This is a genomic window from Terriglobia bacterium, from assembly GCA_020072565.1.
Taxonomy (GTDB): Bacteria; Acidobacteriota; UBA6911; order UBA6911; family UBA6911; genus JAFNAG01.
In genome coordinates this window covers 177,718-192,623 of sequence record JAIQGI010000004.1, presented here as the reverse complement: position 1 = coordinate 192,623, position 14,906 = coordinate 177,718, and the positions used below count along the sequence as shown (strand labels likewise).

The window sequence follows — 14,906 nt, the reverse complement described above, 5'->3', positions numbered from 1 at the left end:
GAAGCCCTTTTGCACCACGAGCGCTTGAAAAAACAAGAGGCGGTCGTTGTTGTCGGGGCGTGCCAGCGCGGGCGCCAAATCCTCCATGCGGCCCTGGACAAGTTTCTGCGTCCGCGCCGGAAAGGAAGTCAGCATTGGAGGGTGAAAAGATCCATCGCGATTTCCCGCCAATCGCTCGTTTGCGCTCCCGATAATCTCCGAATTCTGCCTCCCAGTGCTGACGCTTCCAATCAGCGACATTCAAATCTTTGAACGGATGTATCTAAATTCTTGCATCCAATCAAACACTTTCGGAGGGCGCCTTTCAGGGGGCAATTGTAGAACTCCTTTATTCCTCGCCAGATTTGGCTCCATTTCCCGTGCATGGATTAATGGATCACATTTTGCATTACAGCACAACGGTCTATCAATCAGGAGTATATCCATGAGGCACATGAATATATTAGTGTTCACCAATATTCGGCACGAATAGATACAGGATGGCAACAGAGTGAGCGGAATAAATAGATCGATATTTACAGACAAGCCTGCGCACGAGTCCATTTATATAGTCAATAGTGGTCACTCAAGCGCCAGATGGAGTACACCCATCAGGGATATCTTTAATCGAATAGGGATTTCCCCTAGCCAGATACCAGGGTTTATCCTAGTCAAACTGAGGCGCGCGGGCATGTCTGTTCAGGGTTTGTCCTTCTTGCACAGGGGGAGTGCTCTCGATATTGTGCACGCGAGTGATTGTTTCAAGGTGTACTGCGCCGGTATTGCCCTGATATCGGGCAGCTGCAAAAAGAGAATATTTGCGGCAAGATACTTGGAGGACTCTCTGCTCAGGCCTTCACGGCGCAAGGACAGGAATGTATTTGCGAACAAATGTATGACAGGCCGTCGGAAGACCTTTCTCATTCCTCGATATTTATGAATTCTGCGAGACGATCTTGGAGAACAGTTGCGGGAACAAAACTGTAACTGATGCCTCAAAGGCCATAACAATTTCGCCGGGAACCAGTTTGTGATTTCAGTTGATTGTCATGCATAACGAACCGTGTGTCATGCGGAGAGACCGGATTTTTGTATACCCGTTTTTGAATATCCAGATATAGAGGAGGAATTCAAATACGATTCAGCCCTCGGTCATATCTGGATTTATTCATCAACGTATCCTGGAAGGAGGAAAAGCACATGGATTTACCCAATAGAGAAGCTGCCGTAAACGTGCGGTCCTTTGTGGTCGCATTGTTTGTGGCGCTGCTGCTGGCCGGGAGTCTCATGGCACAGCAGGAAACCGGCCGGATTGTCGGAACCGTCAAGGACCAGAGCGGGGCGGTGGTTCCGGGTGCGGCCGTGACCATCAAAAACATCGCCACCAGTGCAGTGCGCACAACGGTCACCGCAGGTGACGGAACCTACGTCGCAACCAACCTGCTGCCGGGAACCTACTCGGTCACTGTGGCATTGACGGGATTTAACACCATTAGCAGACAGCTTACCTTGGCAGTCGGCAGTGTTGCCACCACTGATTTCACCCTGACGGTCGGCGCCACGCCGACGACCGTGGTGGTCAGCGAAGCAGCTGTGCAGGTAGACACCGAGACACAGACGCTGTCGAACGTGATCACCACGAAACAGATCCTTCAACTCCCCACTTTGACGCGCGACCCCTACGACCTCGTCGCCATCGCGGGCAATATCACTCCAATTGATCCGCGAGATGTCGCCAACGGCTCCTTCCGCGGGGTCGGATTTAACATCAATGGGCAGCGTGACGCGAGCACCAATATTCTGTTGGACGGCGCCGACAACAACGACACCTTTCTCGCAACGGTCGGACAGCGCGTGCCGCTCGACTCGGTACAGGAATTCAGCGTGGTATCGAGCGCGTTCACCGCGGAGTATGGACGCGCGAGCGGGGGCGTGGTAAACGTGGTCACTAAAACGGGGACGAACGAATTCCACGGCTCTGCCTACGAGTTCAACCGCGTCTCGAAGCTCTCTTCCAACGGCTTCGACAACAACGCCAAGGGCATTCCCAGACCCGTCTTTGACCGGAATCAGTTCGGATTTTCGGTCGGCGGACCCGTACTGAAGGATAAGCTGTTTTTCTTCAACAGCACGGAATGGATGCGGGTGCGCAGCGGGTCCACGTCAACCGCCCTGGTGCCGACGCCTGAGCTCCTTGCAGCCGCAGCGCCGCAAACGCAGCTGTTCTTCCAAACCTTGGGCGCCCTGAAAGTCCAGCCCAACGGAAGGATCTATACCAAGAACGACCTCCCCGGTCTCTGCGGTCCATCAGGTCCTTGTGCGGCTCTTGCCGGCACCACACCGGTTTGGGCCACCGTGAACTATCCGGTACCGACCGATGCCGGCGGCGGATTCCCGCAAAACCAATACCAGACAGTTTCGCGCGTCGACTACAACCTGAGCAGCAAAACTACGCTCTACGGCCGTTATGCGTTACAGAGTATCGACTTTTTCAACGGCTTCCAAAGCTTCAGTCCCTATCAGGGCTACGATACCGGTGAAACTGATTTCAATCAGAACGCGCTGTTCTCGGTCACGCACACCTTCACCCCGCAGTTGGTCTCGCAGTCCAAGGTAGTCTACAATCGGCTGACATCCTTGGATCCGTTGAGCACGGCCCCGGTCTCCCCTACCCTCTTCCTGGCGAGCGGGAGCGTGGCTTCCAAGATCAATGGCATCGATGTGGCCTTGCCGGGATACTTGCCCTTCACCCCCGGCAGCGGCATCCCCTTCGGAGGACCGCAAAACCTCGGCCAAGTGTATGAGGATGTGGGCTGGACCAAGGGCGTTCACACTTTCCGCTTCGGCGGACAGTACATTTATATCCGCGACAACCGGGCATTCGGCGCCTACCAGGAGCCGGTCGAGCAGCTGGGCACCAACTTGAGCCAAGGGATGGACAATCTCCTGACCGGCCAGCTGTTCAGATTCTCGGCGGCGATCGATCCGCAGGGGAAATTCCCCGGCCAGACCGTTTCGTTGCCCGTCGGCACTCCCGATTTCACCCGCAGCAACCGGTATCACGACTTCGCGCTTTATGCCCAGGACTCCTGGCGCGTCGTTCCCCGATTCACGGCGAACTTCGGCGTGCGTTGGGAGTACTTCGGCGTCCAGCATAACAAGGATCCTTTCAAGGATTCGAATTTCTACTTCGGTTCCGGGTCGAGCATCGATCAACAGGTCGCGAATGGGTCCGTGCAGTTGGCGCCCAACAGCCCGACCGGCGGACTGTGGAAGAAGGATCTGGATAACTTCGCCCCGCGCGTCGGCGCGGCTTGGGACGTGTTCGGCAACGGCAAGACCAGTCTTCGTGGCGGATATGGAATCAGCTACGAAAGGAACTTCGGCAATGTGACCTTCAACGTGATTCAGAATCCGCCGAACTATGCGGTGCTGCAGCTCAGCACTGTGGATGTCGGAGGGAGCCTCCCGGTCACCCTCAGCAATGCCGGCCCCCTCTCCGGGTCAACCGGATCGAAGGTCCTTCCGCTAGTATCGTTGCGGGCCGTCGATCCAAACATGGAGACTGCCTATGCTCACTTTTGGGATGTGTCATTGGAGCATGAGATCGTCCGCGGGACCGTTGTCAGCCTCGAGTACACCGGCTCGAAAGGACATGGACTCTACGCGGTCAATCCCCTGAACATGCAGGGATCGGGCGCGGTTTTCCTGGGCATGTCGGATCCTCTGGCCAGGGAAAATCCACAGTATGGGAACATCAACTTCCGCACCGACAATGGTTTTTCCAACTACGACGGGATGATTCTGGGGGTAAGAAGCGGCGACTTGTTCAAGCAGGGGCTCCAGATCAGCGGTTCCTGGACCTGGTCGCACTCGCTGGACAACCTCAGCTCGACTTTCAGCGAGCTCATCAACGACTTCAACCTTGGTTTGACCGATTCCAAGAATCCGGCCCTTGACTATGGCAATTCCGATTTCGACATCCGGCATCGGGTCAGCATCAGCGCCGTTTGGGACCTTCCGTACGGGAAGAGCCTGAAGGGCGTCTCGTCCCAGGTCCTTAGAGGATGGAGCTTCGCACCCATCTTCACCGCACATACCGGCGCGCCGTTCTCCATCTTTGACGGCTCCAACGTCAATAACATCTACAACCGGATGATTCTCGTGAACCCGATATCACTTACGGGCTCAAGCAATCCTGCGCCTGTCGCTGGAATTCCGAACAACTTCACGTTCCTTGACCTCAGCTCGGAAGCAGCCGGTGTGGGCAGCTATGCCAATCCCATCACCGGAAACTCGGATTTCGGCCCATACCCTGCCAACATGTCCGGACGCAACATATTCCGTCAACCGGGCGCCTGGGACTTCAACCTGGGAGCTTACAAGAACTTCAAGCTGCCCAAGGAGGGAACCAGCTTGCAGTTCCGCGCCGAAATGTACAATGTATTCAATCACTCCAATCTCTATGCGGATATCACGTCGGTGGATATATCCAGTAACAGTTATGTCCCCGCCCTCAAGGGGCTGACGGGCACCGCTGCCGAACGAAGAAACATCCAGTTCGCCCTGAAGTTCGTCTTCTGAGCTTCAAGGCGCCACTTCTTTCCAGGGCTCCGATTCTCATCGGAGCCCTTGTTATTTTGGATCAGCAGGTACCTGCAGGTACGGGCAAGGAAGACACGGCGCGACCTAGCCGCAGCCATAAAATCTCAATGCAGAGTTCGCCGGGATCGCAGAGAAATGAAGTGTTTTCAAAACACTCTTCTCTGCGTTCTAAGCCAGGTAGAGATGCAGGTTTGTGTTTTTCTGATGCCTTCTATCAGCTGGCCTCAGCGACGTCCTCTTCCACCACGCGGCCGTCGAAGAGATGGATGGTACGCTCCGCGTGCAGGGCATAGCGCGGGTCATGGGTCACCATGCAAATGGTTGCGCCCTCCTTGTGGAGGTTGCTCATCAGCTCCATGACCGCCTCGCCATTCTTGGAGTCGAGATTCCCTGTCGGCTCGTCGGCGAGCAGAATCAGGGGGCTGCCTACCAGAGCGCGGGCCACTGCGACGCGCTGCTGCTGGCCCCCGGACAACTGGCTCGGCAGGTGTTTGGCGCGGTGCGCCATTTCCACCTTCTCGAGCGCCTCGTTGACGCGGGTCTTGCGTTCCGAGGACTTCATGCCGCGATAGGTCAGCGGCAGTTCCACGTTCTCGAAGACCGTGAGATCGCCGATCAGGTTGAAGCTCTGGAAGACAAACCCGATCTGCCGGTTGCGTATGCGGGCGCGCTCGGAGGCGTTGAGCTTTTCCACCGGCTTGTCGTCGAGCTGATAGATCCCATCGGTGGGAGAATCCAGGAGGCCCAGGATCGAAAGCAGGGTCGATTTTCCACAGCCTGAAGGGCCGGAGATCGAGACGTACTCGCCTTTCTGGATATCCAGATGAATTCCGGCCAGAGCGTGAGTTTCGACTTCTTCGGTGAAAAAGATCTTTTTAACACCCTCGAGGTGAATGAGAGAATGATCCGCTTCAGTCATCGTTTCTCCTTCGCCAACAGCGGGCTTCCCGCCTTTCGCCGCCGGCACTTGCAGAGTGAAGTTGCCCGAAGCAGCGCCGGTCCGAACACTCGCCCCGAGGGGCCGGAAGACATGCTCCGGGAATTTCAATAGATAATTCGGATACGATCATAGGCATCCTGCGCAGACATGTCGGACAGAATCACCCGATCTCCTGGATTGAGACCTCCCAGGATCTCAACCGTGCTCACGGAAACCCGACCGATCTTGACCTGAACCCGAGAGGCTTCCTTGCCGTCGGGTGTCAGCTTGAAAAGCCCGATCGTGCTTCCCTCCTGGCCTTGCGTCGGACGTTCAACATATACTACGTCATTCAGGCGCTCAAGTTCGATTGTTCCATCGACACTGAGATCGGGAATGGCTCCTTTAGGGAGATCCCCGTCGAGGGCGACATCCACCGTTACGGTTCCGCTCAGCACCGTGGGATCCTTCCGGATGACACGCCCCGGGATCAAGGAGTTCCCGTGCATGTCGATGGAAGCAATCTGGCCGAGCTGGACGTCCTTGGCCTGCGTTTCCATGATCTTGAGTTCAGCCTTGAGCTTCCTGGGATTGGCAACTCGGGCCACATCCGTGCCGATCCCGATCTGCTTGCCTTCTTCCACCTTCATCTCCTGAAGCACACCGTCGACGCCGGCTCTCACTTTGAGCTGCATGAGTTCCCTGTTTTTCAGGTCATACACAGCGTGCAGTTTGTCGACCGCTCTCTGCCTGATGGCCAGTTGCGCAACGATCGACTCCTTGTTTTTTTCCTTGAGCTTCCTTTGAAGGTCGAGCTGCCTGGCCGTATTCGCTGCCGTCTCCCTTGCTTGACGTACGTCCAGATCCGTGGTTAGACCGTACAGGGCGAGATTATCCTGGGCTTCAGATCTCATCTTGGCTGTGCTGTAGTCCGACTCGAGCTGAGCAAGACGAGCGTCGGTGTTCAGCTCATCGACTTCCAGTTTCACCTTATAGTCGGTAAAGTCGCTCTCAGAGGACTTCCAGTCGCTTAGCGCGGTCAGCACTTCCTGCTCCAACTGAGGATTGCTCAGCTCGATCAAGACGGTATCCGGCTTCACAAAGGCTCCCGGCTGAACCAGCCTGCGCTCGACGCGGCCGCTGGCTTGCGCTGCAACCCAGCGTATTTCCTCGGGAACCAGAGTGCCCGGCCCCCTCACCTCACGCTTTATGTTGCCGCGTTTGACCGTGCTGACCCAGACGGTCGAGAACTCTACGCTGGGGGGAGCCGGCTTGAGTCTCCTCAAAGCCAGCGTAATCCCGGCGGCGAGGGCCAGGACGAGAATTGCATATAAAGTGCGAAGGATGCGGCGCTTGCGTGCCTGAGATTTCCGCGGAATGTCCATGAGTGCCTCCGCGTGCATTGCTGCAAATGCCGTGCCACTTAGAGCTACCGTCCTAAGATCCACCATTTACGAGGGATCCGGCTCCCGGAGCCGGGAGCCGGCGGCTGCGCGCTGGCCGAATATGGGACGGTACTGTCGCAAAATCGGACACTCGAAAAGTTCGGCAACAGGCACCTGATTCCAGAAAACTGGAGGGGGCCAAGGTGAGAAAAATCAGGGAGTTCGGTGCCTGTAACTGAGTTTTTCGTTGGTGCCGAAGGGGGGACTCGAACCCCCACGGGTTTCCCCACCACCCCCTCAAGATGGCGTGTCTGCCAGTTCCACCACTTCGGCATAGAAACTGAGCTGCAAAGAAGCGGCAACCGTCACCGCAGGGGTGAGACGCCGCCAAAGAGGAATTACTTTTTTACCGGTACCGGCGCCTGCTGGGAGGCTGGAGTCACCGGCTGCTCGGGAGTCTTCGCAGGAGCCTGTTTCTGCTTTGACTCGATCTCCTCCTGCCTCTTCTTGATCTCTTCCGGAGTCAGCACCTTTACGTCGCTCTTAGCGGCCGGGCGGGGAGGCGCTTTCGAAACCGGAGCTGCAGTCCCTTTGGTGGCATCCAGAATCGATTTGCTGGTGGCGCCACCACCCACGCCGGAGAGCATGATGCTGGTAAGCATGAAAACAACAGCGGCAACCGTTGTCGCTTTGGAGAGAAAGGATGCCGGCCCCCGGCTGCCAAAAGCGGTTTGCGTACCTCCGCCCCCAAAAGCTCCCGCCAAGTCGGCACCCTTGCCTGATTGCAGGAGCACGACGAGAATCAAAACAAAGCAAACCAGCACGTGCAGAGCAACAATTATGTAGTTGAGTAACATTAGGTGTAGTTACCTGCCTTCCGCCGGTAGGCAAATATCAATAGTGGACGATGCGCAAGAAACTCTTAGCCTCGAGGCACGCACCACCAACCAGCCCACCGTCAATATCCGGCTGGCGCATCAAGTCGGAGATGTTTTCAGGCTTGATGCTGCCGCCGTATAAAATGCGAACCTGTCGCGCCGTCTCGTCACCGAAGTTCTTAGCAAGCCAGGCACGGACGGCACGATGCACCTCCTGGGCAATTTCCGGTGAAGCTGTGCGCCCCGTTCCGATTGCCCAGACCGGTTCGTAGGCGAGAATAATACGCAAGAGGTCCTGGTGTGTCAAGCGATCGAGCCCACCCGCAAGTTGTTGATAGATAGCGTCGTGATAGCTTCCGGCTTCCCGTTGGGCCAGCGTCTCGCCGAAACAGAAGATTGGAACCAGAGAAGACTTCATCACGGCATGCAGGCGCCGGTTGACCGTCTGGTCGGTCTCGCTGAAATACTGCCGGCGTTCCGAGTGCCCGATGATCACCGCTTGGCAGCCCACATCTTCCAGCATAGGGATGCTGATTTCGCCCGTGTACGCCCCCGATGGCTCCCAGAACACGTCCTGGGCAGCCAGGATCAGTGAGGAGCCCCGCACCATCTCAGCCACAGTGGAAAGCGCCGTGTAGGGGGGAGCCAAAATAACCTGGCAGTGTGTCGCGGTCGCGGCCCCATCGCGGATAGCCCGGCTGAGCTCACGCGCTTCGGCGAGCGTCTTGTTCATCTTCCAGTTGCCCGCAATCACCGGAATTCTCATTGATGCCCCCGTTGCAGAGCGCCATGAAGGCGGCCCTCTTTCTGGCGTTCTGGCGGTCAGCCGGCTAACGTTTGCCGGTAAGAGCAGCCACTCCCGGCAGGACCTGGCCGGCTAGAAACTCGAGCGAGGCGCCTCCACCGGTAGAGATGTGAGTGACTCGATCTTCAACACCCGCCTTGGCGACAGCGGCCGCCGAATCGCCGCCGCCGATCACGGAAACCGCTTTGGATTCGGCCACGGCGCGGGCGATTGCCATGGTCCCCGCGGCAAAGGCATCCTTTTCAAACACCCCCATCGGCCCATTCCAGACAATCGTCTTGGCGGCATGGATGACAGCCACATACTGTTCCACCGTCTTCGGTCCGATGTCCAGGCCCATCTCGCCTTCGGGGATCCGGTCGGCAGGCACCTGATGAGCCGAAGCCTCGCCCTCGACGCCGATGGCGGCAATCGCATCCAACGGCAGCAATATTTTAGACGCGCCGCCTGCCGAGGCGCGTCTGAGCAGATCGCGCGCCAGATCCAGCTTGTCTTCCTCGAAGAGTGACTTGCCGATCTCCTTTCCCTGGCTCTTGAGGAAGGTGAACATCATGGCGCCGCCGATCAGCAGGCGATCTACCTTTCCCAGGAGATTCTCGATTACCTCTATCTTGTCGGAGATCTTGACGCCGCCCATGATGGCAATGAAGGGGCGTTGCGGATGCTCGAGCGCACCGCCCAGGTAGGTCAATTCCTTCTCCATCAGGAATCCGGCGGCCGCCTTTTCAACGAAATGAGTGATCCCTTCGGTCGAAGCGTGGGCGCGATGCGCAGTCCCGAAGGCATCGTTCACATAAAGCGGAGCCAGCAGTCCCAGCTTTTTCGAGAAGAGCGGATCGTTGGCTTCCTCTTCTTTGTGGAAACGAAGATTCTCGAGCAGGATCACATCGCCGGGATGAGCGCCGGCCACGGCATTCTCGACTGCGGGACCCACGCAATCCGGAACGAACTTCACCTCTCTGCCCAGCAAAACCGAGAGTCGCCTGGCCACCGGCGCGAGGCTATAGGCTGGGTCGGGTCCGCCTTTAGGCCGCCCCAGATGGGAAGCCAGGATCAAAATCGCGCCCTGATCAACCGCATAGCGGATCGAGGGAAGAGAGGCGCGGATGCGCAGGTCGTCGCCGACTTGCGCATCCCTGATGGGAACGTTGAAATCGACGCGCATGAAGACGCGCTTGCCCCTCATGTTCAGATCAGTGATCGCCAGCTTGTCCATGGTGCAATGCTCCCCCACGAAGTGATGAGTCATGAGTCACGGGTGATGAGTGATAGGACTCATCACTTTTTCAAAGGCGCGCTCCGACGTAACGGGTCAGATCGAACAGCCGCATTGAGTAGCCCCACTCGTTGTCATACCAGGAGAGGACCTTGATCAGGTTGCCGTTGACCTTGGTCTCCAGGCTATCGACAATCGAGGACAGCGGGTTGTGCATGTAGTCTGAAGAGACCAGCGGCTCTTCAGAGTAGCCGAGGATCCCTTTCAGGGCGCCTTCGGAGGCCGCTCTGAAGGCTAAATTCACATCCTCCTTCGTTGCCTTGGCACGCGCCAGGATGACCAGATCGACAAGCGAGACGTTCGGGGTCGGGACACGAATCGCGATTCCATCCAAACGGCCGGCGAGCTTGGGAAGAACGAGGCCAATCGCCTTAGCGGCGCCGGTCGAACTGGGCACGATGTTGAGCGCAGCTGCGCGGGCGCGCCGCAGGTCGCGGTGCTGCAGATCAAGCAAGTTTTGATCGTTCGTGTAGCTGTGCACCGTAGTCATGAAACCCGATTCGATGCCGAATTTTTCATCGAGGACCTTAGCCACCGGCGCCAGGCAGTTGGTGGTGCAGGAGGCGTTGGAGATGATGTGTTGTCTGGCCGGGTCGTAGCTGTCGATGTTGACTCCCATGCAGAAGGTGCCGTCGACGTTCTTGCCCGGAGCTGAAATGATGACTTTCTTCACCGTACCCTTCAGGTGGGCCTTGGCCTTGTCGGCATCCGTGAACAATCCCGTGGACTCGACGACGATCTGGGCTCCCAGATCGCTCCAGTTGAGCTTCCCGGGATCCTTTTCGCTGAACACCCTCATCGGTTTGCCGCCTACGACGATGTTGCCCTCTTTGACCTCGACCGTACCTTCAAACCGGCCCAGAACGGTGTCGTATTTGAGCAGGTGCGCAAGCACCTCGGGATTGGTGAGGTCGTTCACCCCCACATACTCGACCTCGGGATTTTTATACGAGCAACGGATCAGATTGCGGCCGATACGGCCAAAACCGTTGATGGCGACTTTGACAGACATGATGGCTCCTCCAAGGTAGTGAACTCGCATGGAAAATGCGAACGGACAATTTTAGCCTATCGGATCGAGAGCAACAATCCGCCATGAAACGGATGACTGCGATTCAGGCACTGCGCGCAAAATGCAGCTCAACAATTTCCCAGTGACACGCCCTGACGGGCGATCCGGTAATCGATAACCTGCACGCGGCGTTCTCTCAGCTTGTCTTGAATCTCCGCTCGCCGGCCCTCCGGCACACTCAACACTACGCAACCCCCGCCTCCCGCACCGCACACCTTTGCGGAGCGCGCACCGAAGGATGTCGCCAGGGCAACGATTTCATCGATTTCGGGGGTTGTGATGCCGGCACTCAACAGTCTGCGATTGGCCCATTCCGCGGCCAGCACCTCGTCGATTTCGTCGAAGGACCCGCGGCGCAACGCATCCACGGCCCGGTTGGCGGCGTCAACGATTCCTTCGAAAGCCCTATAGATCGTCGGGTCGCCGTCGATGTGGCGTTTCATGACGTCCCAGTTGTTGATGCCGGAATTCCGCAAACGTCCCGAGTAGACCAGGATCATGCGCTCGGACAGCCGCTCAAGATCCACATCGATCACCTCGCGCTGCACCCCGCTCGGTGAGAAGTGAATGGCCTGCAGTCCACCATAAGCGGCAGGGTAATAGTCCTGTTCGCCGGTGGGGACGTCGATCACCTGCGCTTCCACGTTTCGCGCAATCCGGATCAATTCCCCCTGGTTGAACTTCGCGCCTGTCAGGTGATTCAGCGCCGAACAGATCGCAATGTTGAGGGCCGACGAACCCGCCAGACCCGACCCCGGCGGTGCCGCGCAGTCGGTCACCATCTCCAGGCCGCAGGGGGGCTGGAAAAAATAGATCAGCCGCGCCAGAAGCTTGAGCGAGGGCGTCGTTCGCAAAGGTGCCGGCCCGTCGAATTCGGCCGATTCCTGAGTATCGAGCGAGCGCAGCAGGAATTTCCGGTCGCTGCGGGGTATGACTCTGCAGCGTGCCGGCACGTCCACGGCAAAGTTCACAGTCACGGCCCGCTCGTGGAAGAGATAGAGCGGCCAGATATCGACGGTTCCCCCCGCGAGATCAACCCGCGTCGGAGCAGAAGTTTCAATCATCGTCGGTGCCGGCTCTGGAGTGTTGTGTCCCATCTGAGTGCCCAGGGCAGACAGCATAGCACGGCCGTCTGTCTGCGCGCAGCTTCGATTGAGGGACCAGGCAAAATATCTACGCAGAGGGCGCCGGGCAAACAACAATGGAGTCACGAAATATCCGAAACAGTCGAAACCGGTCTTCGCGAGTTCCGTACTACTTACCCACAGACCCCTGCGATTTAGGCAGGAAAAGCAAAAGATCAACGCAGAGGTCGCAGAGGTCGCAGAGAAAAGTCATGCAGAAGCGAAAATCCTCTGCGGCCTCTGCGCCCTCCGCGTTGAGGCTTTAGGTTGCGGATATTCCGCGCCGCGTATTTTGTGGTTGCTGATCCGGCCACGGTCGCGCGAGCAGTGAATCAAAAAACAAATTGAAGGTCAGCCCTCTCGCCTGATAACTTAATGCTCTGAATGTGGTCGGGGCTCTGGATGGCGCACGCAGCCAGTGCCTCTGAGAGTCGGGTATGCTGCTTCCTCTCCGATGACCCTACCCTCAATGGGACTCTTGTTCGCCCGAAGGAATTTGCGTGTCGAACCACTGCCTGCTTCTACATATCGTTTCCCGGCTGGTCGCCGCCGCGATCGTGGCGTCCGGGCTCAGCTGGGCCCAGACCCAGCTCCCAGCCCAGGGGTTCGACCAGGTCAGCACTGCACTTCCCTACAAGGACGGCACCGTCGTGCTGACTTCCGGCAGGCAGGAAAGGATCAGCAAGACGACTTATCGCCTGAGCGAGAACGTCCGCATCACGTATCAGGAAATAGTGATCACCTGCGACAGCGCCGAGTTTGATGAGGTCACACGTAAAGGCACGACCTCGGGACTGACCCGTTTCACCCAGAACAAGCAGTGGCTCACCTGCTCGCGGGCCGAGTTTGATCTCACCCGGCAGACGGCCAAGTTCTATGACGCGATGGGCTATACGGACCAGGAATTCCTGATCCAGGGGCGGCTGGTTCTCAAGACCGGGCGTGATACCTACAAGGTGGAGCGAGGCTCTCTGACGGCCTGCCCGGAAAAGCGTCCCAAATGGGCGTTCAGCGTCGGGGACGCCAACATTCATCTCGATCAGACTGCGCACATCCGCCGCGTGCTTTTCGAGATCAAGGGCGTGCCGGTGCTCTATTTCCCCTACCTGGTTGTCCCCCTGGAAGCCAAGAAGCGGAGCAGCGGTTTCCTTCCTTTCCACACCGGGAACTCGACCACGAAGGGGAGACAATTCGACCTCGGTTGGTATCAGACCCTGGGTTCGAGCGCGGACATGACGCTGTACGGCGATTACTTTAGCCTGCGCGGATTTGGCCTGGGCGGCATTCTCCGCGCCCGGCCCAACGAGCAAACCCACCTCCACATAGATGCGTATGGGGTCAACGACAGGCAGGACCAAGGTGGAGCCCATCTGCTGGTGGATGCAGACACCCAATTCCAGAACGGCTTCCGGGCAGCGGCCAAGGTCAACATCACGACCAATTTCCGCTTCCGGCAGACTTTCTCGGAGGGTTTGCGGTCAGCTACGATTCCTGAGGAGCAGGCGCTCCTGTTCGCTACACGCAACCTCGACAGCTTTTCGACCAACTTCTCGTTCGAACGCAACGAGGTATTCTTCCCAGACCGATCCCTGGTAATCCGGAAATCGCCTTCAATGGAGTTTGTCTCGCTCGGAAGATCCCTGGGCAAGCTGCCCCTGATATTCTACCTGCGCGCTGCCGCGGAGGGGCTCTCGCGGGTCGACAGCGCCATCGAGACGCCGAGCATCGTTCAACGCCTTGATTTCCATCCGCGCCTGGCGCTGCGCCTCCCTTCCCTCGCCGGCTTCTCGCTTCTGCCGTCTGTCGGCATCCGGGAAACTTACTATAGTGCAAGGCTGTCCGACGGTGCCCAACCGGCGGTGATTACGTCCCCTCTGCGCCGGCAGTATACCGATTTCGAGGTTGAGCTGCGTACCCCCGGGCTGGAGAGGAGATTCCACTCAACGCGGTTCGGAGACTTCAGGCACCTCGTCGAACCTCTGATCACCTATCGGAGGATCCACGGCATCACCCATCTGGCGGAAACCATTCGCTTTGATGACCAGGATGCCATCGCCGATACCAACGAAGTGGAATACGGTATTGTGAACCGCATCATGCGCAGGAGGGAAACCAGACCAGGATACAGCGAAGACTACGAATTCCTGGCCTTCCAGTTGGCGCAGAAGTATTACTTCGATCCCACCTTCGGCGGAGCCTTTGTTCCCGACCAGCCCAACTTGTTCTACCCGTTGAATACGCTGAGCGGATTCTCATCGACGGGCATCCAACGTGCACTGTCTCCCGTGAACATAAGGCTGCGGCTAACCCCCAGGCCCAGCATCTCCTGGGATGTGCGCGCCGACTATGACACCAAGCTCAACCGGCTGCGCAATACCAGTCTCTGGGCGACCTGGCAGCATGCCAGGCTGTTGTTTGCGGGCACCTACGTCAAAACGAACGCGCTCGAGCCCAGCGCGGTCGCTGCCAACCACATACAGGGGCAAATCGGCTACGGTGACCCTCAGCGGTCGCTGGGATTCTCCGGCAGCTTTACGATGAGCTACAACATCCAAACCGGAACGCTTCTCAACAGCAACTCACGGCTGAACTATATGTGGAATTGTTGCGGGATCTCGTTGCAGTTTCAGCAGTTCGACCTTGGGTTGCGGACCGAGAGCCGGTTCAGTTTTTCCTTCAATCTGAAAGGCATCGGGAACTTCGGCAACATCAAGCGGCCGGAAAACCTCTTCTGATTTCGAGTTCTGGATCGGGCCATGTGGGTCAAGGTAGCCAGAAATGGCAGGGCGCGACGTCGCCGCAGGCAAATCAGCAACTACGAAACCCACGAAATCTGCGGTGTGTTTCGTGGTTCCCATCCTGG

The 14,906-nt window shown here is 57.7% G+C and carries 9 protein-coding genes and 1 tRNA gene; 2 read left to right on the top strand and 8 right to left on the bottom strand.

Features of this window, described 5'->3' with window-relative positions; genetic code table 11:
• Positions 1-1,179: 1,179 nt before the first annotated feature.
• A complete protein-coding gene (locus LAP85_03975; protein ID MBZ5495536.1) occupies positions 1,180-4,563 on the top strand; it encodes a TonB-dependent receptor in 3,384 nt (1,127 codons plus the stop codon).
• Positions 4,564-4,798: 235 nt separating this feature from the next.
• On the opposite strand, the gene LAP85_03970 is transcribed toward LAP85_03975, so the two are convergent.
• The 8 genes from LAP85_03970 to LAP85_03935 form a co-directional block, all read right to left on the bottom strand.
• Positions 4,799-5,503 (bottom strand): ABC transporter ATP-binding protein, encoded by a 705-nt coding sequence (locus LAP85_03970; protein ID MBZ5495535.1) that lies wholly within the window; start codon positions 5,501-5,503, stop codon positions 4,799-4,801.
• A 125-nt stretch (positions 5,504-5,628) separates the two neighbouring features.
• Entirely contained in the window at positions 5,629-6,888 is a 1,260-nt protein-coding gene (locus tag LAP85_03965) for an HlyD family efflux transporter periplasmic adaptor subunit (GenBank protein MBZ5495534.1), read from the bottom strand.
• 248 nt (positions 6,889-7,136) lie between these two features.
• Positions 7,137-7,221, bottom strand: a tRNA-Leu gene (locus tag LAP85_03960).
• Between the two features lie 65 nt (positions 7,222-7,286).
• Positions 7,287-7,745, bottom strand: a complete 459-nt coding sequence (gene secG, locus LAP85_03955; protein MBZ5495533.1) for a preprotein translocase subunit SecG — start codon at positions 7,743-7,745, stop codon at positions 7,287-7,289.
• Positions 7,746-7,782: 37 nt separating this feature from the next.
• On the bottom strand, positions 7,783-8,532 hold the full coding sequence (gene tpiA, locus LAP85_03950; protein MBZ5495532.1) for a triose-phosphate isomerase: 750 nt from the start codon (positions 8,530-8,532) through the stop codon (positions 7,783-7,785).
• Between the two features lie 64 nt (positions 8,533-8,596).
• Positions 8,597-9,787, bottom strand: a complete 1,191-nt coding sequence (locus tag LAP85_03945) for a phosphoglycerate kinase (GenBank protein MBZ5495531.1) — start codon at positions 9,785-9,787, stop codon at positions 8,597-8,599.
• A 70-nt stretch (positions 9,788-9,857) separates the two neighbouring features.
• Positions 9,858-10,859 carry a type I glyceraldehyde-3-phosphate dehydrogenase gene (gene gap / locus LAP85_03940; protein ID MBZ5495530.1) on the bottom strand — a complete coding sequence of 334 codons (1,002 nt, stop codon included), beginning with the start codon at positions 10,857-10,859 and terminating at the stop codon, positions 9,858-9,860.
• Positions 10,860-10,987: 128 nt separating this feature from the next.
• Positions 10,988-11,983, bottom strand: coding sequence for a GHMP kinase (locus LAP85_03935; GenBank protein ID MBZ5495529.1), 996 nt, complete (start codon positions 11,981-11,983; stop codon positions 10,988-10,990).
• Positions 11,984-12,543: 560 nt separating this feature from the next.
• Between LAP85_03935 and lptD the strand changes: the two genes are divergently transcribed.
• Positions 12,544-14,778: an LPS assembly protein LptD gene (lptD, locus tag LAP85_03930; protein MBZ5495528.1), complete on the top strand. Its 2,235-nt coding sequence runs from the start codon at positions 12,544-12,546 to the stop codon at positions 14,776-14,778.
• Positions 14,779-14,906 lie beyond the last annotated feature (128 nt).